Annotated in this window: 21 protein-coding genes; 11 read left to right on the top strand and 10 right to left on the bottom strand. The window is 72.1% G+C overall.

Annotated elements, in window-relative coordinates; genetic code table 11:
• Positions 1-178 precede the first annotated feature (178 nt).
• Positions 179-538 (bottom strand): hypothetical protein, encoded by a 360-nt coding sequence (locus ACH4EB_RS31665; RefSeq protein WP_398351543.1) that lies wholly within the window; start codon positions 536-538, stop codon positions 179-181.
• Positions 539-653: 115 nt separating this feature from the next.
• On the opposite strand from ACH4EB_RS31665, the gene ACH4EB_RS31660 reads away from it, so the two are divergent.
• From ACH4EB_RS31660 to ACH4EB_RS31650, 3 genes are all read left to right on the top strand, one after another.
• Positions 654-1,037: a hypothetical protein gene (locus tag ACH4EB_RS31660; RefSeq protein ID WP_398351541.1), complete on the top strand. Its 384-nt coding sequence runs from the start codon at positions 654-656 to the stop codon at positions 1,035-1,037.
• Positions 1,038-1,282: 245 nt separating this feature from the next.
• Entirely contained in the window at positions 1,283-2,542 is a 1,260-nt protein-coding gene (locus ACH4EB_RS31655; RefSeq protein WP_398351540.1) for an Ig-like domain-containing protein, read from the top strand.
• A gap of 112 nt (positions 2,543-2,654) precedes the next feature.
• Positions 2,655-3,962 (top strand): DUF2786 domain-containing protein, encoded by a 1,308-nt coding sequence (locus tag ACH4EB_RS31650; RefSeq protein WP_398351538.1) that lies wholly within the window; start codon positions 2,655-2,657, stop codon positions 3,960-3,962.
• An 88-nt stretch (positions 3,963-4,050) separates the two neighbouring features.
• On the opposite strand, the gene ACH4EB_RS31645 is transcribed toward ACH4EB_RS31650, so the two are convergent.
• The 3 genes from ACH4EB_RS31645 to ACH4EB_RS31635 form a co-directional block, all read right to left on the bottom strand.
• Entirely contained in the window at positions 4,051-4,467 is a 417-nt protein-coding gene (locus ACH4EB_RS31645; protein WP_398351537.1) for a hypothetical protein, read from the bottom strand.
• Between the two features lie 80 nt (positions 4,468-4,547).
• Positions 4,548-5,216 carry a peptide-methionine (S)-S-oxide reductase MsrA gene (msrA, locus tag ACH4EB_RS31640; protein ID WP_398351536.1) on the bottom strand — a complete coding sequence of 223 codons (669 nt, stop codon included), beginning with the start codon at positions 5,214-5,216 and terminating at the stop codon, positions 4,548-4,550.
• A 205-nt stretch (positions 5,217-5,421) separates the two neighbouring features.
• A complete protein-coding gene (locus ACH4EB_RS31635; RefSeq protein ID WP_398351535.1) occupies positions 5,422-6,528 on the bottom strand; it encodes a hypothetical protein in 1,107 nt (368 codons plus the stop codon).
• Positions 6,529-6,738: 210 nt separating this feature from the next.
• Between ACH4EB_RS31635 and ACH4EB_RS31630 the strand changes: the two genes are divergently transcribed.
• On the top strand, positions 6,739-7,899 hold the full coding sequence (locus ACH4EB_RS31630; protein ID WP_398351533.1) for a cystathionine gamma-synthase: 1,161 nt from the start codon (positions 6,739-6,741) through the stop codon (positions 7,897-7,899).
• Positions 7,900-7,948: 49 nt separating this feature from the next.
• Here ACH4EB_RS31630 and ACH4EB_RS31625 read toward each other — a convergent pair whose 3' ends face one another.
• The 3 genes from ACH4EB_RS31625 to ACH4EB_RS31615 all read right to left on the bottom strand — a co-directional run bounded on the left by ACH4EB_RS31625 (position 7,949) and on the right by ACH4EB_RS31615 (position 9,522).
• Entirely contained in the window at positions 7,949-8,200 is a 252-nt protein-coding gene (locus ACH4EB_RS31625) for a hypothetical protein (protein WP_398351532.1), read from the bottom strand.
• A 31-nt stretch (positions 8,201-8,231) separates the two neighbouring features.
• Complete coding sequence (locus tag ACH4EB_RS31620; RefSeq protein WP_398351531.1) at positions 8,232-8,840, bottom strand: sigma factor-like helix-turn-helix DNA-binding protein; 609 nt, start codon at positions 8,838-8,840, stop codon at positions 8,232-8,234.
• A 181-nt stretch (positions 8,841-9,021) separates the two neighbouring features.
• Complete coding sequence (locus ACH4EB_RS31615; protein ID WP_398351530.1) at positions 9,022-9,522, bottom strand: MarR family winged helix-turn-helix transcriptional regulator; 501 nt, start codon at positions 9,520-9,522, stop codon at positions 9,022-9,024.
• Positions 9,523-9,867: 345 nt separating this feature from the next.
• Here ACH4EB_RS31615 and ilvA point away from each other — a divergent pair, with 345 nt between their 5' ends.
• From ilvA to ACH4EB_RS31600, 3 genes are all read left to right on the top strand, one after another.
• Positions 9,868-11,085 carry a threonine ammonia-lyase gene (gene ilvA / locus ACH4EB_RS31610; RefSeq protein ID WP_398351529.1) on the top strand — a complete coding sequence of 406 codons (1,218 nt, stop codon included), beginning with the start codon at positions 9,868-9,870 and terminating at the stop codon, positions 11,083-11,085.
• Positions 11,086-11,379: 294 nt separating this feature from the next.
• Positions 11,380-12,504: an ATP-binding cassette domain-containing protein gene (locus ACH4EB_RS31605; protein WP_398351528.1), complete on the top strand. Its 1,125-nt coding sequence runs from the start codon at positions 11,380-11,382 to the stop codon at positions 12,502-12,504.
• Between the two features lie 196 nt (positions 12,505-12,700).
• Entirely contained in the window at positions 12,701-13,501 is an 801-nt protein-coding gene (locus tag ACH4EB_RS31600) for an ABC transporter permease (RefSeq protein ID WP_398351527.1), read from the top strand.
• 118 nt (positions 13,502-13,619) lie between these two features.
• Here the strand turns inward: ACH4EB_RS31600 and greA are convergent, their stop codons facing one another.
• Together greA and ACH4EB_RS31590 are read right to left on the bottom strand one after the other, a co-directional pair.
• A complete protein-coding gene (gene greA, locus ACH4EB_RS31595) occupies positions 13,620-14,117 on the bottom strand; it encodes a transcription elongation factor GreA (protein WP_398351526.1) in 498 nt (165 codons plus the stop codon).
• Between the two features lie 335 nt (positions 14,118-14,452).
• Positions 14,453-14,860 carry a DUF4307 domain-containing protein gene (locus tag ACH4EB_RS31590; RefSeq protein WP_398351525.1) on the bottom strand — a complete coding sequence of 136 codons (408 nt, stop codon included), beginning with the start codon at positions 14,858-14,860 and terminating at the stop codon, positions 14,453-14,455.
• 96 nt (positions 14,861-14,956) lie between these two features.
• Between ACH4EB_RS31590 and mca the strand changes: the two genes are divergently transcribed.
• Positions 14,957-15,829: a mycothiol conjugate amidase Mca gene (gene mca / locus ACH4EB_RS31585; protein WP_398351524.1), complete on the top strand. Its 873-nt coding sequence runs from the start codon at positions 14,957-14,959 to the stop codon at positions 15,827-15,829.
• A 4-nt stretch (positions 15,830-15,833) separates the two neighbouring features.
• Positions 15,834-16,121 (top strand): hypothetical protein, encoded by a 288-nt coding sequence (locus tag ACH4EB_RS31580; protein WP_398351523.1) that lies wholly within the window; start codon positions 15,834-15,836, stop codon positions 16,119-16,121.
• 51 nt (positions 16,122-16,172) lie between these two features.
• Here the strand turns inward: ACH4EB_RS31580 and ACH4EB_RS31575 are convergent, their stop codons facing one another.
• Positions 16,173-19,460, bottom strand: coding sequence for a tetratricopeptide repeat protein (locus ACH4EB_RS31575; protein ID WP_398351522.1), 3,288 nt, complete (start codon positions 19,458-19,460; stop codon positions 16,173-16,175).
• A gap of 323 nt (positions 19,461-19,783) precedes the next feature.
• Between ACH4EB_RS31575 and ACH4EB_RS31570 the strand changes: the two genes are divergently transcribed.
• Positions 19,784-20,146 (top strand): type II toxin-antitoxin system RelE/ParE family toxin, encoded by a 363-nt coding sequence (locus tag ACH4EB_RS31570; RefSeq protein WP_398351520.1) that lies wholly within the window; start codon positions 19,784-19,786, stop codon positions 20,144-20,146.
• The gene (locus ACH4EB_RS31565) at positions 20,143-20,460 is read left to right on the top strand and encodes a helix-turn-helix domain-containing protein (RefSeq protein WP_398351519.1); all 318 of its coding nucleotides are present in this window, start codon (positions 20,143-20,145) and stop codon (positions 20,458-20,460) included. Before ACH4EB_RS31570 ends, ACH4EB_RS31565 begins: the two co-directional genes overlap by 4 nt.
• Positions 20,461-20,578: the final 118 nt, after the last annotated feature.

Below are 20,578 nucleotides of genomic sequence, written 5' to 3'. Positions count from 1 at the left end.
ACCGGAGCCGCCGCGCCGCTGCTCGCCCGCCCCGCCGTAGTTCGCCCGCTACGCCCCGCCGCTGTCCGCCTCGCCGGAACCGCCGGCCAGGGGGTTCGCGCGCCATTCCGCGCTTCTTTGCCAGGTCGGGGCGTTCTTCCGCCTGTTCGGGGCGTTCTTTCTTGCCTGGTCGGGACGGTCAGGCCAGGTCGCCGCGGGCGCGGCGGACGGAGAAACCGACCAGCCCGGCACCGAGGCCGAGGAACACGGCGCCTCCGACGACGTACGGCGTGGTGTCGAACGCGCCGGTGTCGGCGAGCAGCGCGTCCTGCGGGCCGCCGCCGGCCTCCTGCTGGTTCCGGTCGGCCTCCTGCCGGGCCTGGCCGGGCCGCGCGGCGGTGTGCGACTGCGTCGCGGTGCCCTGTTGGGCCGACCGGGGGGCGCCGGGTGTCGTCTGTTCGCCGTGCTCGACGGTGGCGTTCGCGGACGGTACGAACCACAGGGCGAGCAGCACCGATCCCGCGGCTGCGGCGGTCAGCAGTGGTCGACGTGCGGTCACGGGCACGGAAACGATCCCCCTTGTGGGCTCGGCGAATTGACCGTTGACAACAGATGTTAGTGACAGCCGCGGGTCGCGGGGAAGTCAGGAGCCGGTGGTGCTTACGCTCCCAGACATGAGCAATGACGAGACATCACGGTTTGTCCGGCTCCATGTCGAACTGGTCATGGAGGTAACCGACTCGGACCGGCTGACCGGCGCGGCACTCGACCACATCAACGGTGACCCTTCTCTACCCGCGGAGGAGCGCGGGCATGCGCGGGAAACGGTCCAGACCGATCCGGCGGAGGCGCTGGCGTACCTCGTGGACCCCTTCGACCTGGTCGAGGACGTGCCGGGGGTGGAACTGACGCAGGCGTCGTGGAGCAGCGAGGAGATCGACTACGACGCCGACGCGGAGTGGGTCCTCGGGCACGACGCGGAGGACGACGACTTCGCGGAGGACGAGGAGCCCGAGGGGGCCGAGACCTCCGGTGACGGGGTGCGGGTCCGGTTCTGAGGAGCGGGCCGGCGGCCCGGGCCCGGCACCCTCCGCGACCGGTCCGGCGCCTCCACCGCGGCCGCCCGCAGTCGACGCCACGCGATCTCCGTACGACGCCCGCCGTCGTGCGGGGGTTGCGTGGCGTTTCCCACAGATGCGCCACGTATGGAACGGACGAAACGGAACAGACGTTCCTGAGGTGTCGGCCGGCGGTATGCGGTGTGACGCCCGGCTCGGGGGTTTCCGGGTTCGGTAGCAAGGCAATGGAGAATCGTGTGATGACGGACAGCAAGCGTCGCAAGGGCCTGATAGCCACTGCCGCGCTGCTCGGGGGTGTGCTGACACTCGGGGCGTGCGGTGGCGGTGACGGCGGTGACGGGGGCGGCCAGGACAACACGAAGAAGGTCGACGAGGCGGCGGCGAAGGACGCCTCGGATGCCAAGATCAAGATCGACCCGAAGAACGGATCCACCGACGCGGGCATCAACAGCACCGCCCAGGTCACCGTCGACAGCGGCAAGCTGACCGGCGTGACGATGACCGCCGGTGAGAGCAAGAAGCCGGTCGAGGGCACGCTCGCCGCCGACGGCAGCTCCTGGAAGCCGAAGAAGCAGCTCGAACGCTCGACCAAGTACACGATCACCGCCCACGCCGCCGACTCCAAGGGCCGCGAGGCGGTGGAGCACTCGACCTTCACCACGGTCTCCCCGAAGCACAGCTTCATAGGCAACTACACGCCGGAGGACGGCTCGACCGTCGGCGTCGGCATGCCGGTGTCGATCAACTTCGACAAGCCGGTGAAGAACAAGAAGGACGTCCAGTCCGCGATCAAGGTGGCGTCCAGCAGCAACCAGGACGTCGTCGGCCACTGGTTCGGTGACCAGCGCCTGGACTTCCGCCCGAAGGACTACTGGAAGCCCAACTCCGAGGTCACCGTCGGCCTGAAGCTGGACGGCGTCGAGGCGGCACCCGGCGTCAAGGGTGTGCAGAACAAGACGGTGCGCTTCCGCATCGGCCGCTCGCAGGTCAGCACGGTCGACGCCAAGACCCACCAGATGACCGTGGTGCGCGACGGCAAGACGATCAAGACCATCCCGATCTCCGCGGGCAGCACGGAGCACCCGACGTACAACGGCAAGATGGTCGTCTCGGAGAAGTACCAGCAGACCCGGATGGACGGCTCCACGGTCGGCTTCACCAACAACGACGGCAAGGGCGAGTACGACATCCCCGACGTCCCGCACGCCATGCGGCTGTCCAGCTCCGGCACGTTCCTGCACGGCAACTACTGGGGCAAGGGCATCTTCGGCAACGCCAACACCAGCCACGGCTGCATCGGCCTGGAGGACGTGAAGGGCGCCGGCGACCCGGGCACGGACGGCGCCTGGTTCTACCAGAACTCCCTGGTCGGCGACGTGGTCCACATGGTCAACTCCCCGGACAAGACCATCAAGCCGGACAACGGCCTCAACGGCTGGAACATGGACTGGAACGAGTGGGTGGCGGGCAGCGCCGTGAAGTAACCCCTTTCGGCACCCCTGCTTCCCTTTGGAGGCACCGGCGGGCGGCTCCCTCGACGACCGAGGGCGCCGCCCGTCTTCGTGAGGGCGCCGCCCGCCTCCGTAAGGTGGCCGCGTGAACAAGCGCAAGGACGGACCGCGGCAGCAGGGCCGGGCCGCCGCCGGGGAACTGGTCGCCACCGTGCTCGGCAGCGTCCGGTACGCCGCGGACGGGGCGGCCGCCGAGGACGCCCTGGAGGCCGGTGCCTCGATGCTCGCGGCGGCGCCCGCGGGCCCGGAGGCCGTCAGCGCCGCGCTGCTGGCCGCGGCGGAGGACGCCGCACACCGCTGCTGGCAGGGCGGCTGGCAGCCCGCCGACCTGGAGCGGATCGTGCGGCGCGAGACGGGCGGCGGCCCGCGTACCGCTGTCGTCGTGGACGCGATGGCGGCCGAGGCGCGGCGCGCGGGCCGGGCGGCGGAACACACCCGCGGGCCCCGCTGGGCGGCCCAGCTCCGCGACCTCGGAGCCGACGTCTGGTGGACGGCGGAAACCGGCTACCTGGAAGAGCTGGCGCGCCGCCTCCGCAGCTCGCGCTTCGAGACGGCGTACGACGTGCTGGCGGCGCTGCGCGTCCTGGCGCGGCTGCCCCGCATCACGCCCCTGCCGACCGCTCGCCCCGTACGCCCAGGCACTTCCGCCGATGCCCGGGCCCTCGGCCGTATCCGCGGCCTGCTGGCCAAGGCCGAGGCGACGGACTATCCGGAGGAGGCGGAGGCGCTGTCGGCCAAGGCCCAGGAGCTGATGGCACGGCACAGCATCGACGAGGCGCTGCTCGATCACGCCGGAGCCGGAGCCGGAGCCGGGACCGCAACCAGCACCGGCGCCAGAACCGGGCCCGGCACCGGCGCCGGCCGGACCGCCGCCCCCGCCGCCATCCGCATCGGCATCGAGGGCCCGTACGAGCAGGCGAAGGCGCTCCTCCTCGACGCCGTGGCCGCCGCCAACCGCTGCCAGGCCGTCTGGTCCGGCGACGTCGGCTTCTCCACCCTCGTCGGCTTCGAGGCCGACCTGGAGGCGGCCGAACTGCTCTACACCTCGCTGCTCCTCCAGGCCACCACCGCCATGCACCGCGCGGGCGACGCCCACCACAGCCGCGGCCGCTCCCGCCGCACCCGCGAGTTCCGCCAGGCCTTCCTCGTCGCCTACGCCGATCGCATCCGCACCCGCCTGACCGCGGCCACCGAGGAGGCGACCACCGAAGCCGCCACCGGCACGCCGGGCCTCCTGCCGGTCCTGGCCGCCCGCGAGGTCGCGGTGGCCGAGACCACCGGTGAGCTGTTCCCCGACACCGCCGCCGTCCGTATGCGGGGCGTACGCGACGCCGCCGGCTGGGAGCAGGGCGCGGCAGCGGCCGACCGCGCCCGCCTGGGCCGCCGGACGTGAGCCCCGCCTCCCGCCGTACCCCTTCAGGCCCCCAGCCCCCTCAGGGCCGCGGCCATACATGCCCCCGGTGATAGCCGGACCAAGGGACTCAGCGAACGATGACACCGGGGACGAGCGCGGCGAGCCCGGAAACGAAGCTCCCCACTCCGGCCAGCGTGACGACCGTCGCCTTGCCGTCCGAGAACAGACCGGCACAGAACGCGCGCACCTGCCGGCGGACGATCAGCAGCTTCAGCTTCTGCCAGCGGTGTTGGCGGATGTGGCAGCCCAGCAGGAGGCCGAAGGCGTTGTTGCGGCAGCCGTCCGCGCGTCCTCGCACCGGAGCGCCGCACGTCACCGGTGCCTGGAAGAAGCTCCACAGGACCACCACAGCGGACAGGAGGATCACTACGGCCGGACCGGCGGCGCCATTGATCCATGCCGCGATCAGCAGGACGCCGGCCAGAATGCCCCACCACTGCCCCAACCCGCCGAGACGACCGCCACGTGCCCCCGAAGTAGCCATGCAGCCCATGGTGGCGCGTCAGGGGCGGGCTCACACCCGGGAAGAGTCAACCGTCCAGAAGTGAGACCCGCCGGTCCCCCTCACCCGTCCGCCTTGGCCACCCCCACCGGACAGGAAACCCCCGTCCCACCGATCCCGCAGTAGCCCGCCGGGTTCTTGTCGAGGTACTGCTGGTGAAAGGGCTCGGCCGGGTAGAAGGGGCGGTCGGGGGAGGCGGGGAGGATTTCGGTGGTGATGGTGGTGTGGCCCGAGGAGTCGAGGGCGGACTGGTAGGCGGTGCGGGAGGCTTCGGCCGCTTGCTGGTCGGCGGGGGAGTGGGTGTGGATCGCCGAGCGGTACTGGGTGCCGGCGTCATTGCCCTGGCGGAAGCCCTGGGTGGGATCGTGGGACTCCCAGAAGAGCTTCAGGAGGGCGGCGTACGAGATCCGGGCGGGGTCGTACACGACGCGGACCGCTTCGGTGTGGCCCGTGAGGCCGCTGCACACCTCTTCGTACGTGGGGTTCGGGGTGTGGCCGCCCTGGTAGCCGACCAGCGTCGTCCAGACGCCCTCGGTCTGCCAGAACACGCGCTCGGCGCCCCAGAAGCAGCCCATGCCGAAGTCGGCGACGCGCAGGTGCCCGGGGTACGGGCCGAGGAGGGGGTTGCCGAGGACCGTGTGCCGGTCGGGGACGGTGAAGTCACGCTCGGGGCGGCCCTTCAGGGCCTCCTCCGGGGAGGGCAGGGCGTTCTTGAAGCGGTTGAAGAGCATGGCGTCTCGCTCCAGGGGTCGGCTGAGAGGGCGGTGGCGGCCCGCTGGGACAACGCGGGGAGGGGGAGCCGCATTCCAGGGACCGGGGGCGAGGGCCGGCGGCCCGGGGACGAGGGCCAGGGCCCCGGGAACGAAACCAGGGGCGCCAAGGACGAGGCCCGTCGCCGGGCCGGTGGGCCCGTGGGCCGGCGGAAGCGGCCGGTGATCACGGCTGCGGGCGGAAGTGGGACGACGTGCCGCCGCCGCGCTCCCAGCCGGCCACGGCCAGGGCGCGGAACGCGGCGTACTCGGCTGCGGGGCTGCTGCCGTACGACCACGGGACGGCGCCGACATGGCCGTCGACCAGGCGGAGCTGCTCCACCGCTTCCTCATAGCGCTCGGCGTGCACGAGGAACCAGATGAGCAGGTGCCGGACGTGCGGGGCCATGGGGTGGTCCGCCGGGGCCGCACGCAGCGCGAAGTGCGCGCCCTCGATGGCCCGTTCGACGACCTCGCTCTGATAGAGGCCGCGGACCATGTTGGCCTCGGGCAGGTGTTCGTAGACGGCGAAGAGCGGGAGGGCGGGGAGCAGGCTCTCGGCGGGGGCGCCCGCGGCGGCGCTCTCGGTGAACGCGGTGGCCTCCTCCTTGGAGCCGTGCCACTTCTGCGACCAGTACGGCAGGGCGGCGAGATGCGCGCCCATGTGGTGCGGCGCACGCTGGGTGACCTTCGACCACAGCGCGTCGTAGTCCGCGCGGCGGTCGCCGAGGCCGCGGGCGACGGCCAGCTCGGTGAGGTACGGGACGGGGCTGCCGGGAGCCAGCAGGGCCGCCTCGTGGCAGACCGTCCGGGCCTCTTCCAGGATCATGCGGAAGTCCTGCGAGCCGGGGTCGCGCAGCGCCTGGATGACGAGGAACTGGGCGTGCGTCTGGGCGCCGCCCGGGTCCTTGGGCGCCTCGGAGCGCCACGTACGCAGCCAGATACCGCCCTGCCCGGGCCGCTCCGCCAGCTCGAACGCCGCGGCCCCGGCGAGCGTCTGCACCCGCTGCCAGCGGCGCTCCCAGTCCTCGCCGGTGGCCTTCAGCAGGTGTGCGGCCGGGCGCCAGTCGTGGCTGCGCCGGATCTCGTCGAGGGCGTCCTCCAGCTCCCGGTCGGGGCCGGGCAGCCGTACGTCCAGCTCCTGGGCCGGCACGAATCCGTAGCCCGCCATCGGGTCGGTGGCCGCCGTCAGCCCCTGCTCGGCCTGCTGTGCGGCCTGCCGGCGCCGCAGCCAGGGCAGCAGGACGAGACCGCCGAGAGCGGCAGCGGCGAAGAGAACCAGCAGAGCGTCCATGTGGTCAGTCTCGGATTCCGGTCGTGGGATGCGGGTGGAGGGGGTGGGGCGTCAGGGAGCTGGAGCGTGGGTGAGGCGTGGTGGAGCGGGGACGGGCGTGGAACGTGGTGGAGCCGGATGGAGCGCGAAGGTGTCTTGTATGTATCCACTATCCAGCGAAGCAGAAAGTTCCGAAAAGTTCGCGGGTGTGGACGACTACCCTCGGCAGACATGAGCGAGCAGCGCGAGCAGCGCCCCCAGAATTTTGAGACCCTTGCCATTCACGCAGGTCAGGAGCCCGACGAGGCGACCGGCGCGGTGGTACCGCCCATCTACCAGGTGTCCACCTACAAGCAGGACGGGGTGGGCGGGCTGCGCGGCGGCTACGAGTACAGCCGCAGCGCCAACCCGACCCGTACCGCCCTGGAGGAGAACCTCGCCGCCCTCGACGGCGGCCGCCGCGGCCTGGCCTTCGCCTCCGGCCTCGCGGCCGAGGACTGCCTGCTGCGCACCCTCCTGGTCCCCGGTGACCACGTCGTCATCCCCAATGACGCGTACGGCGGCACGTTCCGCCTCATTTCGAAGGTCGTCGAGCGGTGGGGCGTGCAGTGGTCGGTCGCCGACACCTCCGACCCGCGGGCGGTACGGGACGCGCTGCGCCCCCGTACGAAGGCGATCTGGGTGGAGACGCCCAGCAACCCGCTCCTCGGCATCACGGACATCTCCGCGCTCGCGGCCGTCGCGCGCGACGCCGGGGTCCGCCTGGTCGTGGACAACACCTTCGCCAGCCCCTACCTCCAGCAGCCGCTGGCCCTCGGCGCGGACGTGGTGGTCTACTCCACGACCAAGTACATGGGCGGCCACTCGGACGTCGTCGGCGGCGCGCTCGTCGTCAACGACACCGAGCTGGGCGACGAACTGGCCTACCACCAGAACGCGATGGGTGCGGTCGCCGGGCCGTTCGACGCGTGGCTGGTGATGCGCGGCCTGAAGACGCTGGCCGTACGGATGGACCGGCACAGCGCCAACGCCGCCCGGATCGCCGAGCTGCTCGCCTCGCACGACAAGGTGACGCAGGTCTACTACCCGGGCCTGGAGGAGCACCCCGGCCACGAGACGGCCGCCAAGCAGATGCGTTCCTTCGGCGGCATGGTGTCCTTCCGCGTCGCGGGCGGCGAGCAGGCCGCGGTGGAGGTCTGCAACCGGGCCAGGCTGTTCACCCTCGGTGAGTCGCTCGGCGGCGTCGAGTCGCTGATCGAGCACCCCGGCAAGATGACGCACGCCTCGACGGCGGGCTCGCTGCTGGAGGTCCCGAACGACCTCGTACGGCTCTCGGTCGGCATCGAGTCGATCGACGACCTGGTCGCGGATCTCACGCAGGCGCTGGGCTAGAAAGCGCCTTCAGGGGTGGCCGCGGGCCCGGGGCGCGCCGGGCCCCGGCTCACCACCCTTCCAGCGGAGGGGTGGTGTGCGCCGGCGGCGGCAGCCACGGCTGGTCGACGGCCGCCCAGACCAGGAGCGCCGCCAGCGCCGCCACGGCCAGCAGCCACAGCACCCGGCGGGCCAGCCGCCGGTGGACCAGCAGCCGGCGGCCGCTCGCGGCGGCGCGCAGCGCGAGGTCGGGCGGGACCGGCGGATGCGGCCCGTCCAGCATCCGCCGGACCTCGGCCTCCTTGCGGTCCGGAAGGCTCATGGCGCCTCGGCTTTCCGGCGGTCCGGGAGGCTCATGGCGTCGCCGCCTCCTTGGGCGGGGGTGGCAGTGGCGTTGTCACCGGGGGCGTGGGCGGCAGCAGCGCCTCCGGTACGCCGTCGGGCTCCGGAGCCCGCGTGCCGACCCGTACCGGCGGTCCGGCGCACCCGGCGGGGGGATCGCTGCGCAGGTGCCCCACGGCCCGCAGGCACAGCGCGTGGACGCGTTCGGCGGGCAGCCCGAGCTGCGCCGCGGTCTGCTCCTCGGCCACGCCCTCGTAGAGGCGCAGGACGACCACCAGCCGCTCCTGCGGGGACAGCCGCCCCAGGAGGCCGCGGGGCGGCGGGCGGCTGCCGTGTCCGAGGGCGCGGGGGAGGCGTTCCCGCCAGGCGGAGTGCGCGAAGTGGGCGGCCATCTCCTGGCGCGCGCGGTCGTACGGGTCCTCGCCGCGCAGCCGGCCCCAGGCGGCGTACGTACGGGCCAGCGCGAGGACGAGCAGGCGCTCGGCGGCGGGGGCCGGCCGGTCCTCCGGCTCGGCGGTCAGGAGCGTGGCAGTACGCAGCAGACGGCCGGCCGCGCCCGCGACGAACGCCTCGAACTCCCGGGCACGACGGCGTTCCTGAGCTGCCCGCCGCTCTCGCACAGCTCCATGTCACGGCAGGCCCGGCACGCGGTCAAGGGGCGGCGGGGAAAAAGCGGGGCGGCGCACGGATACGCCGTCCGAGCGGACGCGCGGACACATCGTCCGGGCGGGGCGGATGCGCGGCGCGCGGCCCGTGGGGAACGCACGGCGCAGGGCCCGGCGGCCCGTTTCCGCTGTCGGGTCAGGAGCTGGACGGCACCGGGGGCAGGGTCGCGGTGACCGTGGACAGGGAGGCGTTGAAGCGCGTCAGCAGGCTGCAGAACGAGTTCCGCTCCTCCTCCGTCCACTCCTCCGTGACCAGCGCCATCAGCGCGCGGCGCGAGGCCCGTACCTCCTCCAGCCGGGACCGGCCGCGCTCGGAGAGCTGAAGCACGACCGCACGGCCGTCCTCGGGGTGCGAGGCGCGGTTGACCAGGCCGGAGTCGACCAGCGGGGCGACCTGCCGGGTGACGGTCGAGGAGTCGATGCCCATGCCGGCGGCCAGCGCCTTGACCCCCATCGGGCCCTCTTTGTCCAGCCGGTTGAGGAGCAGATAGGCGGCACGGTCCATGGAGTTGCGTGCCTGGCCGACGCCGCCGAGCCGGCTCTGTTCGGCGCGGCGGGCGAAAACGGCGACTTGGTGTTGCAGCGCGTCGAGAAGAGCGGGGTCGGTGTGGGTCGTCATGTCCGAAGAGGTGGGCATGGCCGGGAGCTCGCTTCATGGGATGCGTACGGATTGGGGGACAGAGTACGCGGCCCCGGCGCGGACCGTACCGGCGCTGCCCAAAGACGTGTCTCCGCGGCACCGGTCCGGCGGCCCCGCGTACCCGCCGCGGTCCGAACTGTAAGACTGGGCTTCATGGCCGATCACACGCCGCACGAGCACACTCCTGCCTCCGGTTCCCCTTCGGGTTCCGCTTCCGCTTCTGCCGCTGGTCGGCAGCCCGGCCAGGCATCGGTCCCGGCGGGTGCGGAGGCATCCGGTACGGACGCGGCACCGGCGTCACGTTCCGGTTCCGCCTCCGCTTCCGGACCGGTCCCGGAACCGGTGGCCGCAGCCTCTGCCGCGCTCACTGTCGAGGACGTACGGGAGGCGCAGAAGATCCTGTCCGGCGTCTCGCGGTCCACCGCCCTGGAAGGGAGCCGGCACCTGTCCGGATCGGTGGGGGCGCCGGTGCATCTGAAGTGCGAGAACCTGCAACGCACCGGCTCCTTCAAGATACGTGGCGCGTATGTGCGGATCGCCGGACTGTCCCCGCAGGAGCGGGCGGCCGGCGTGGTCGCGGCCAGCGCCGGCAACCACGCGCAGGGTGTCGCGCTGGCGGCGTCGCTGCTCGGGGTGCGCTCGACGGTGTTCATGCCGGTCGGTGCCCCGCTGCCGAAGGTCGCCGCGACCTGCGAGTACGGCGCCGAGGTGCGGCTGCACGGCCAGGTCGTGGACGAGACGCTGGCCGCCGCCCAGGAGTACGCCCGCGAGACGGGCGCGGTCTTCATCCACCCCTTCGACCACCGCGACATCATCGCGGGCCAGGGCACCGTCGGCCTGGAGATCCTCGAACAGTGCCCGGAGGTGCGCACGATCGTCGTGGGCATCGGCGGCGGCGGGCTCGCCGCGGGCATCGCGCTGGCGGTCAAGGCGCTGCGGCCGGACGTACGGATCATCGGGGTGCAGGCGGCGGGCGCGGCCGCCTACCCGCCTTCGCTCGCGGCCGGACGGCCGGTCTCGATCGAGGCACCGGCGACGATGGCGGACGGCATCAAGGTCGGGCGGCCGGGCGACGTTCCGTTCGCCATCGTCGGTGAACTCGTCGACGAGGTCCGGACCGTGTCCGAGGACGAGTTGTCCAGCGCTCTGCTGCTCTGCCTGGAGCGGGCCAAGCTGGTCGTGGAGCCGGCGGGGGCGAGTCCGGTGGCGGCGCTGCTGTCGCGGCCCGACTCCTTCGAGGGGCCGGTGGTCGCGGTGCTGTCCGGGGGGAACGTCGATCCGCTGCTGATGCAGCGCATCCTGCGGCACGGCATGGCCGCCGCGGGGCGCTATCTGTCGCTGCGCCTGCGGCTGACGGACCGGCCGGGGGCGCTCGCGACGCTGCTCGCGGTGCTGTCGGAGGTCGACGCCAATGTCCTGGACGTGAGCCATGTGCGGACCGACCCGCGGCTCGGGCTGACGGAAGCGGAGGTGGAACTGCATCTGGAGACCAAGGGTCCGGAGCACTGCGCGGAGGTCAGCTCCGCCCTGCGGGCGGCGGGTTACACCGTCATGGGCTGAGATCCGGGGCGTGGGCTGAGAGCCGGCGGATGGGTTCCGGTCGGGCACGGATTCAGAGGGCCGGTGTCCGACGTGTGCCGGTGCGCCGCGGCGCGCGGCTGAGGCGCCGCGCGGGCGCAAGCGCCATCCAGCGTATGTCGCGATGTATCGCGTACGCGGTAGGGTCCGGGTCCAACGGGGGGCTGCCGTGTGGTTCGGTGCGCCCTGGGTGCCGGGTATATCCCCATAGAGCGGCTCATACCCGGTGAAAGTAAAATTCTTCCTGGAGTCAACCCATACCTTGGGAGTACCCACATGCCAGGCGCCATTTACGCCGAGGGTCTGGTGAAGACCTTCGGCAAGGTGAGGGCTCTGGACGGCGTCGATCTCGACGTACCCGAAGGAACCGTCCTCGGACTGCTGGGCCCGAACGGCGCGGGCAAGACCACCGCCGTACGGGTCCTGACCACCCTCCTCCGACCGGACCGCGGCACCGCGGTCGTCGCCGGTATCGACGTTCTCCGGCATCCCGACGCGGTACGCCGTTTCATCGGCCTGTCCGGCCAGTTCGCCGCCGTGGACGAGTATCTGACGGGCCGTGAGAACCTGACGATGGTCGGCCGGCTCTATCAGTTGAGCGGGCGCGACGCGAAGGCCAGGGCCACCGAACTCCTGGAACGCTTCCACCTCGCCGACGCCGGCGACCGGCCGGCCAAGACCTACTCCGGCGGTATGCGGCGCCGGCTGGACCTGGCGGCCGCGCTGGTCGTCAGGCCGCCCGTGATGTTCATGGACGAGCCCACCACCGGCCTGGACCCGCGCAACCGCCAGCAGTTGTGGGAGGTCATCCAGGACCTGGTCGCCGGCGGCACGACGTTGCTGCTCACCACCCAGTACCTGGAAGAGGCCGACCACCTCGCGCACGACATCTGCGTGGTCGACCACGGCAAGGTCATAGCCCGCGGCACCTCCGACGAACTCAAGGCCCGCACGGGCGGCGAGCGGGTGGAGGTCGTCGTGCACGCCGCCGAGCACATCGCCACGGCCAACGAGGTGCTGCGCGGCTTCGGCAAGGGCGAGAGCAAGGTCGAACGGCACACGCGCAAGATCACGGTGCCGGTGACGGGCGGCGCCAAGCTGCTCGCCGAGGTCATCCGCGAACTCGACGTACGGGGCGTCGAGATCGACGACATCGGGCTGCGCCGGCCGACCCTGGACGACGTGTTCATCGCGCTGACCGGCCACGCCGCCGAGGTCGCGGAGGACAACGGCGAGAACGGCGAGAACGGCAAGAACGGCGAGGGCGGGCACGGGTACGGCGCAGGCGGGGGCGGCGGGAACGGGGGTGGCGCGGACGACGCCGGGCCCGCGGGACGGCCGTCGCGCCGGGCGCCGGAACGGACCCGGGGCGCCCAGGACACCAAGGAGGGTGCCCAATGAGCACCGTCACGCACACGACGCCGCGGGCCGGCGCACCGAAGCGGCGCGGCGCGGTCAGCCGGTCCGTCCGGCACCCCCTGGCCGTCGCCGAGCGCGCTCCGATCCGCGCGCCGCGGCCCCCGCATCGTGCCCGCCCCTCTCGGCCGGGCCCCACCCCGGGGTCCCGACGGCCCGGCGCCGGTAAGGAGCAGACGTCATGAGCACCATGAGCGACTCCCTGGTCCTCGCCCGGCGGAACCTGATCCGCATGCGCCGGATTCCCGAGGTGGTGCTGTTCGGGCTGATACAGCCGATCATGTTCGTGGTGCTCTTCACGTACGTCTTCGGCGGTTCGATCCAGGTCGGCGGCTCCCTCTCCCAGCAGACCTACCGCGAGTTCCTGATGGCGGGCATCTTCGCCCAGACGGTCACCTTCGCCACCGCCGGAGCGGGCGCGGGCATCGCCGACGACATGCACAAGGGCCTCGTGGACCGGTTCCGCTCGCTGCCGATGGCGCGCGGCGCCGTCCTCACCGGCCGCACCCTCGCGGACCTCGTGCAGACCGCACTGACCATGGTCGTACTCGCCCTCGTGGCGCTGCTCATCGGCTGGCGCGCGCACGAGAACATCGGCAAGGTCCTCGCCGCCTTCGCCCTGCTGCTCCTGCTCGGCTACGCGTTCTCCTGGATCGGCGCGCTCATCGGCCTGTCCGTACGGACACCGGAAGCCGCCACCTCGGGCGGGCTGATCTGGCTCTTCCCGCTGACGTTCATCTCGAACGCCTTCGTCGACTCCAACAAACTGCCGACGGTCTTCCGGCACATCGCCGAGTGGAACCCCTTCAGCACCACGGTCCAGGCCGCCCGTGAACTGTTCGGCAACCTGCCACCCGGCTTCAGGACCCCGGACGCCTGGCCCATGCAGCACCCGGTCCTGGCCTCGGTGCTGTGGTCCCTGCTGATCCTGGTCGTCTTCCGCACGCTCGCGGTACGCAAGTACCGGTCCGCCGCGGCCTGAGGCGGGCGCGGGGCGGGGATACGCAGATACGACCGGCCCGGAGCCGCTGGGGCTCCGGGCCGGTCGTCGTCGGGCTCCGGGCGGGCGCCGCCGGTCACGGGCGGGCGCCGCCGGACGGTCAGCCCGTGTACGGCTTGGCTTCGAGGATCTTCACCGAAGCCTTCTTGCCGTTGGGCAGTTCGTACTCGGCGGTCTCACCGATCTTCTTGCCGTTCACACCGGAGCCCAGCGGGGACTGCGGGGAGTAGGTCTCGATCTCCGAGCTCGCGTACTCCCGCGAGGCCAGCAGGAACGTCAGGGTGTCGTCCGGGTCTCCGTCGAACGCGATGGTGACGACCGCGCCGGGGGCCACGACACCAGTGGCGGCGGGCGCCTCGCCGACCTTCGCCGTCTCCAGCAGTTGCTTGAGCTGGCGCATCCGAAGGTCCTGCTTGCCCTGCTCTTCCTTGGCCGCGTGGTACCCGGCGTTCTCCTTCAGGTCACCTTCCTCGCGGGCCGCCGCGATCTTCTCGGTGATCTCGGCGCGTGCGGGACCAGACAGGTACTCCAGCTCGGCCTTGAGCTGGTCATACGCCTCCTGGGTCAGCCAGGTGACGTTGTCGCTGGTCTGGGTCACAGGTGCTCCTCGTCGGTGCTGGGGATAAATCAAACGCCCTACCAGGAAGGCTGCGCCTCCACGGGTGGGCGAAACCACGAGCCTAACAATTCCGGCACAAAACGGGGAAGGGAAATTCACCGGGAACGTCATCGGGCCGGATCGTGGCCGGTCAGCGCGCCGCCCCGGACCGGGCCCGGCGACACACCGGGACAACGGCCGGGAGCGGGGCTCGGGACGGGCCTCGGGGACGGCCGGGGGGGAGCCAGTGGGGACGGGCGGCGGGCGGCCCGGCGCCGGTCGGTTGCCGGTCCCGGTTGCGGCCTCCGGTCCCGTCTCGGCCTCCCGGCTCCCCGTCAGCTACCGGAGGACGTGCAGCCGACCAGTACGGCGTTGGTCGCCCGCGCCGTCGTACGGATCGTGACCTCGACGTCCACCTGCTCCTTCGGCGCATCGACGGTGACGTCCTTGCGCCCCACCTCGGCCCCGCTGTCGGCCTGGGAGCGCAGCGTGCACACGCCGGTGTCGTCCTTGCCCTTGACGACTTCCAGATGCACCTTGACGGCACTGTCCGAGACGCGGTTCCAGGTGATCACCCGGCCGCTGAGGTCCTGCCCGGAGATGTAGGAGAATCCGGACCAGCCGACCACGCCGAGCAGCGCCGCGCCCAGCACGGCACCGATGATCTTCAGCTTGCGGTCGGCGCGCTGATCGGCGGAGCGGCCGTAGCGTCCGTCGGGCAGCCCTTCGCGCACCGCGGTCATGATCGCTCCTCCTGCCCGGGGGCTCCGGAATTAATCGCCCCGCGCTTCGGTCACTATAGGAAACATCTTCTCCGGCCTTTCACTGAGGATCGAGTCTTGACTGAGCAGCTTCGACTGATGGCAGTCCACGCCCATCCCGACGACGAGTCGAGCAAGGGCGCGGCCACCATGGCCAAGTACGTGTCCGAGGGGGTGGACGTGCTGGTCGCCACCTGCACGGGTGGGGAGCGCGGCTCCATCCTCAACCCCAAGCTCCAGGGTGATCCGTACATCGAGGAGCACATCCACGAAGTGCGGAAGAAGGAGATGGACGAGGCCCGGGAGATCCTGGGTGTCAAGCAGGAGTGGCTGGGATTCGTCGACTCCGGGCTGCCCGAGGGCGACCCGCTGCCGCCGCTGCCCGACGGCTGCTTCGCCCTCCAGGACGTCGACGCCGCGGCCGAGCCGCTGGTGAAGCTGATCCGTGAGTTCAAGCCGCAGGTCATCACGACCTACGACGAGAACGGCGGCTACCCGCACCCCGACCACATCATGACCCACAAGATCACGATGGTGGCCTTCGAGGCGGCCGGCGACCCGGAGAAGTACCCGGAGGCGGGCGAGCCCTGGCAGCCGCAGAAGCTCTACTACAACCAGGGTTTCAACCGGCCGCGCACCGTCGCACTGCACGAGGCGCTGCTGGAGCGCGGCCTGGAGTCCCCGTACGGGGAGTGGCTGGAGCGCTGGAAGGACTTCGAGCGCCGCGAGCGCACGCTGACCACGTACGTGCCCTGCGCCGACTTCTTCGAGATCCGCGACAAGGCGCTGATCGCGCACGCGACGCAGATCGACCCCGACGGCGGCTGGTTCCGGGTGCCGATGGACATCCAGCGGGAGGTCTGGCCGACGGAGGAGTACGAGCTGGCCAAGTCGCTCGTCGACACGTCCCTCCCCGAGGACGACCTCTTCGCGGGCATCCGCAACAATTGATTCCATGATGAGCGCGACTAGCACCCTCGCCGTGACGCACTTCGTCACCCTTGCCGACAGCTTCGACAAGGACAAGGTGACCCCGGGCGTCCTCGGCTTCATCGTGTTCGCGGTCATCGGCGGCGCCGTATGGCTGCTGATGAAGTCCATGAACAAGCAGATGAAGAAGGTCGACTTCCAGGAGACCCCGGAGACGCCCGCCGCCTCCGGGGGCGCGGAGACGGCCAAGGGCACGGCGAAGAGCCAGGCGAAGAGCCGGCCCTCGGGGAAGGCGCAGCCCAAGGCGGGCTGAGCGGGTCCCCGGACGCCGGGCGGGGTGGGATCGTCCACCGCCCGTCCGGCGTCACTGCGTCGAGGGTATGGACACCCCCATGACCTCGCGCGCGTGGCGGTTCGGAACCATGCCGAGCCGCCATGCCTCCCACCCCGTTTCCGGCTCGACGCCGCGCTCCAGCAGCAGCCCGAACGTCTCCGCGCAGTCCTCCACCTTCGAATCGCGGGTGGGGTGCCCGTCCCGCGCGAGCCGGACCAGCTCCTCCTGCGCGACCGCCGTGCCGACCACCGAGCCGCCCGGTGAGGCGAACGGCAGCAGCGTGCAGCGCAGGAACCGGGCCCAGTCCTCACCGCGCCGGTCGCCGTAACCGGCGAACGTCCGCGCCGCCTCGTCGGCCAGCTCCAGCGCCTGCGCGGTCCGGCCGTTGCCCGCGTCGATGATCACCAGCTCCAGGCAGGACCACGCCTCCCCGTGCGGGACACCGATCCGCTGGAAGTCCTTGCGGGCGTCCTGGAGGAGCTGCCGGGCGAAGCCGCTGTTGCGCAGCGAGCCGGTCTGCGCGGCCCGCAGGTCCCGGGTGACCCGCCCCGAGTGGTGCCGGGCGCAGGCCAGGCCGTAGCCGTCCTGCATCCGGCTGAACATCGTCCGGGACCGCTCCAGATGCCGCAGCGCCGCGTCCAGGTCGCCCTGCTCCTCCAGCGACTGACCGAGGTAGTACAGCGTCCACGCCTCGCCGCGGGCGTCCTCGTAGCGGCGGTGCAGGGGCAGGGCCTGGCGGAGCCGGTCCACCGCCGGATCCGGGTCGCCGTCCACCAGCCGGGCCCGCGCGAGCTGGGTCATCGCCCACGCCTCGCCGCGGTCGTCGCGCGTACGGCCGTACAGATCCAGGGCCGCGTGGAACTCGCCTTCCGCCTCCGGGACTTCACCCATCCGCAGATACACCTGGCCGCGCTGGAAGTGCGCCCACGCCTGGCCGTGCAGGCTCTCGCTCTCCCGGTGCAGCTCCAGGGACTCGCGCAGCAGCGCCAGCGCCTCCGCGACCTGCGCGCGGTCGCGCTCCACGGCCGCCAGCGCGTGCAGCGTCCATGCCCGGTCACCGCGCACGTCCGGGCCGGACTGCATCGCCATGGCCTCGCGCAGCTTGGCCGCGGCCTCCGTCAGATTGCCCTGCTGCTGGAGAGTGATGCCGAGGTCGCGCAGGGCCCGCGCGGCGCCCACCGGGTGCTGCGCCTCGAAATACAGGTCGACCACCGACGTCAGGGTCGTACGCGCCTTGTCCAGCTCACCGAGCTGACGGGCCGCGACGCCGGTGCGCCACTGCACGGACCGCACGAGCAGCCCCCGGTCGGCGGCCTTGGTCAGCTCGCTCAGCTCGCCGAGGCGGTACAGGTCGCCGCGCAGCAGGCAGTAGTCGGCCAGTGCGCCCAGCAGGTGGGAGACGGTCGCCTGGTCCACGTCCTGGTCGGCGTGGCGCAGCGCGGCGGTGATGAAGCTGGTCTCGTCGTCCAGCCACCGCAGCGCCGCGTCCAGCGAGGTGAAGCCGTGCGAGCCGAAGCGGTCGGCGCGGGTGGACGTACGGCCGTCCACCAGGCGGATCACCGAGTCCGCCAGCTCCGCGTAACTGCGGATCAGCCGCTCCTGCGCCGTGCTGCGCTCGGCCGGGTCCTCCTCGTCCAGCAGGCGGGCGTGGGCGAAGTGGTGCACGAGGGCGTGCAGGCGGAAACGGTCGCTGCGGACGTGTTCGATCAGGCCCGCGGCGGCCAGCGCCGACAGCGTCCGCTCGGCTTCCGGTACGTCCACGCCCAGCAGCGCCGCCGCGGCGGCCGCCCCCAGGCTGGCCCGTCCCACCAGCGCCAGCCGGCGCAGCAGCCGGCGGGCCGTCTCCGGCTGGTCGTTGTAGCGCAGCCACAGCGCCGCCTCGGTCGGGGTCGCCCGGCCTCCGGCGGCCGGGCAGCGCGCGGCGCTCTCCTCCAGGTCCGCCGCGAGCGTGGCGGGCGACCGGGGGCCCAGCGACGAACCGGCCACCCGCAGCGCCAGCGGCAGTCCCGAGCACAGTTGCGCAATCCGCTCGACGGACTGGTGGTCGTACGGTCCGGTCTCGCCCTCGGATTCGTCCGCCGCGGCCCGCAGCAGCTCCTCGGTGCCGGCCGAGTCCAGCGCGCCCACCGGTAGCTGGTGCACCCACGCCTGCAGATCGCCGGGCAGCTCCATGGGCTCGCGGGTCGTCACCAGCACCAGGCTGTCGGAGCGGTCCGGCACCAGGAGGCGCACCTGCTCCGGGTCCGGGGCGTCGTCCAGCAGGACCGTCACGGGCAGGCCCGTCAGGTGCTTGTGGTACAGCTCCGTGAGCCGTTTGACGTGCTGCTCCTGGGAGGGCCGCTCACGGAACAGGAGTTGCTCGCGCGGCGCGCCGAGCCGGTTGAGCAGGTGCAGCAGGGCGTCCCGCGTCGGCAGCGGCGTCTCGCCCGGGGTGTCCCCGCGCAGGTCCACCACGCACGCGCCGCGGAACTGGTCACGCAGTTGGTGGGCGGCCCGCACCGCCAGCGCCGTACGCCCCGAGCCGGGCTCGCCGTGCAGCACCACGACCGTCGGCCGGGTCTCCGTACTCGCGCGGGCCGCGTGCACCCACCGCGCGATCTGCGCCAGATGGGCCCGCCGCCCCGCGAACGGCTGCTCCGGCCGGGGCAGATGGGAGAAGGACTGCTCCAGCACGGACCGCTGACGGGCCGCCGCGCTGCGGTCCGCGCCGCGCAGTTGTGGCACCCGGCTGTTGCGGGGGCCCGCGGGCGCGCTGGAGGAGCTGCCGCGCGTCGCCGCCGTCAGCATCCGCTGCTGGTCCAGGAACGGCCGGACGCCGCGCACCTCCAGCGCCGTCAGCCACTGGAGCCGCAGTTGCTCGGGGCCGCCCGGCTGGCCGCGCATTCCCGCCTGCCGGTGGGCCGCGGGCCAGTGCCCTGCCGTCAGCTTCACGACCGTCGCCACGGCGCCCGCGGCCACCACCGAGGCGCCGACGCCGAGGGCCGTGCCGGGGCTGGTGCCGAACGCGAGGTCCGCGCCGAAGGCGGCGACCGCCGCGACCGCGGTGGCCACCGCGGGGGTGCTCAGCTCCTTGCGCGACAGGCGCTCGGAGAGCGGGCGCTGCCCGGCCGCCGACTCGTCCAGCGCGTGCACGTACGCGCCGTACTCCTCGGACGCCGAGCCGACCAGATCGTCCAGCACCGCGCGGGCCCGGGCCAGCAGGACGCCCCGGTCCAGGGTCCCGCCCGAACGCCGGACCTCCTCCTCGACGGCCCGTGACAGCAGCCCTTCCGCATCCGCCCGGTGACTGTCCCGCAGCACAGCCGGTGAGCCCGCCATGCCTTCCCCCTCCTGCAGTTCCCAGCGTCCCGGCAGGTTCCGGTGCTCCCGGAATCCCCGGCCTCCCAGCACTCCCCGACGGCCGGGGCAGCTCCCCCCGTCCCGGCCCGCGGTGATCCGTTCCGTACCCACAGTCTTCCGCTTCCGCGCGAATTCCGGCAGGCCTGTGGATAACTCCCCGCTCCGGCGCTCGGGTATCCATTGCGGGGGTTTTTCCGACTGCTGGAGCCGATCAGCGGTCGGAGGGTATAGCGATAGCTGTACTTGCCCGGTGAGCGCTGAGTGGGAGCACTGAGTGTGAGCGCTGAGTGGGAGCACTGAGTGTGAGCGCTGAGTGGGAGATCTTCCTCATCGACGAGGTCCGCGACTGGATCGACGGTCTCGACGGAGCGGTGCTTGCTCGGGTGGTCCAGGCCCTTGACGCGCTGGCTGAGGGAGGTCCTGGGCTGGGGCGTCCGCTGGTCGACACCATTCATGGCTCGTCGATGGTGAATCTGAAGGAGCTGCGCCCCGGTACCGTGCGCATCCTCTTCGCCTTCGACCCGTGGCGCAGCAGCATCCTGCCGGTCGCAGGCGACAAGTCGGGCCGGTGGACCGAATGGTACGAGGAAGCGATTCCCTTGGCCGAGCAGCGTTACAAGACCTACGTAAGGGACCGAGCCCGGGAAGAAGGCGGCCTACCGTGAGTGGATACACCCGCTGGCAGGGCATTCGCGCTGGACATGTCGCTCGCGCCGGTGGCGAGGACGCCGTACGAGCGGGCAAGGAGGAACTCCTCGCGGAGACGACCGGCCGTCGCCTGGCGGAACTGCGACGGGCCCGTGGGCTGACGCAGCAGGACGTGGCCGACCGAATGGGTGTCACCAAGGGGCGGGTGTCGCAGATCGAGCGCGGACACATCTCCGGCCAAGACGTCCTCGCCCGCTTCGCTGTGGCGCTCGGCGGGCGGCTGCACCAGGCCATCTACTTCGACGACGGGGACATCGCGGCGATCGCCTGAGCCGCTGCTCCCAGCCTACTGTCCTGTGCTGCCGGGGCGCCTGATGCCGAAGAACGCCAGACGATCCGGCATCGGCCTGTTTCCCTTGTCGTGGCACGGTCGGCCCAGCGAAGCGCCT

It is taken from the genome of Streptomyces sp. NPDC018045 (assembly GCF_044327445.1).
In the GTDB taxonomy this organism is placed as follows: domain Bacteria; phylum Actinomycetota; class Actinomycetes; order Streptomycetales; family Streptomycetaceae; genus Streptomyces.
This window is presented reverse-complemented; position numbering and strand designations above follow the sequence as displayed.

Coding starts and splice junctions, on each gene's coding strand:
- ACH4EB_RS31660 (WP_398351541.1), top strand. CDS start 654: ATGAGCAATGACGAGACATCACGGTTTGTCCGGCTCCATGTCGAACTG.
- ACH4EB_RS31655 (WP_398351540.1), top strand. CDS start 1,283: ATGGAGAATCGTGTGATGACGGACAGCAAGCGTCGCAAGGGCCTGATA.
- ACH4EB_RS31645 (WP_398351537.1), bottom strand. CDS start 4,467: ATGGCTACTTCGGGGGCACGTGGCGGTCGTCTCGGCGGGTTGGGGCAG.
- msrA (WP_398351536.1), bottom strand. CDS start 5,216: ATGCTCTTCAACCGCTTCAAGAACGCCCTGCCCTCCCCGGAGGAGGCC.
- ACH4EB_RS31635 (WP_398351535.1), bottom strand. CDS start 6,528: ATGGACGCTCTGCTGGTTCTCTTCGCCGCTGCCGCTCTCGGCGGTCTC.
- ACH4EB_RS31630 (WP_398351533.1), top strand. CDS start 6,739: ATGAGCGAGCAGCGCGAGCAGCGCCCCCAGAATTTTGAGACCCTTGCC.
- ACH4EB_RS31625 (WP_398351532.1), bottom strand. CDS start 8,200: ATGAGCCTTCCGGACCGCAAGGAGGCCGAGGTCCGGCGGATGCTGGAC.
- ACH4EB_RS31615 (WP_398351530.1), bottom strand. CDS start 9,522: ATGCCCACCTCTTCGGACATGACGACCCACACCGACCCCGCTCTTCTC.
- ACH4EB_RS31605 (WP_398351528.1), top strand. CDS start 11,380: ATGCCAGGCGCCATTTACGCCGAGGGTCTGGTGAAGACCTTCGGCAAG.
- ACH4EB_RS31600 (WP_398351527.1), top strand. CDS start 12,701: ATGAGCACCATGAGCGACTCCCTGGTCCTCGCCCGGCGGAACCTGATC.
- ACH4EB_RS31590 (WP_398351525.1), bottom strand. CDS start 14,860: ATGACCGCGGTGCGCGAAGGGCTGCCCGACGGACGCTACGGCCGCTCC.
- ACH4EB_RS31580 (WP_398351523.1), top strand. CDS start 15,834: ATGATGAGCGCGACTAGCACCCTCGCCGTGACGCACTTCGTCACCCTT.
- ACH4EB_RS31575 (WP_398351522.1), bottom strand. CDS start 19,460: ATGGCGGGCTCACCGGCTGTGCTGCGGGACAGTCACCGGGCGGATGCG.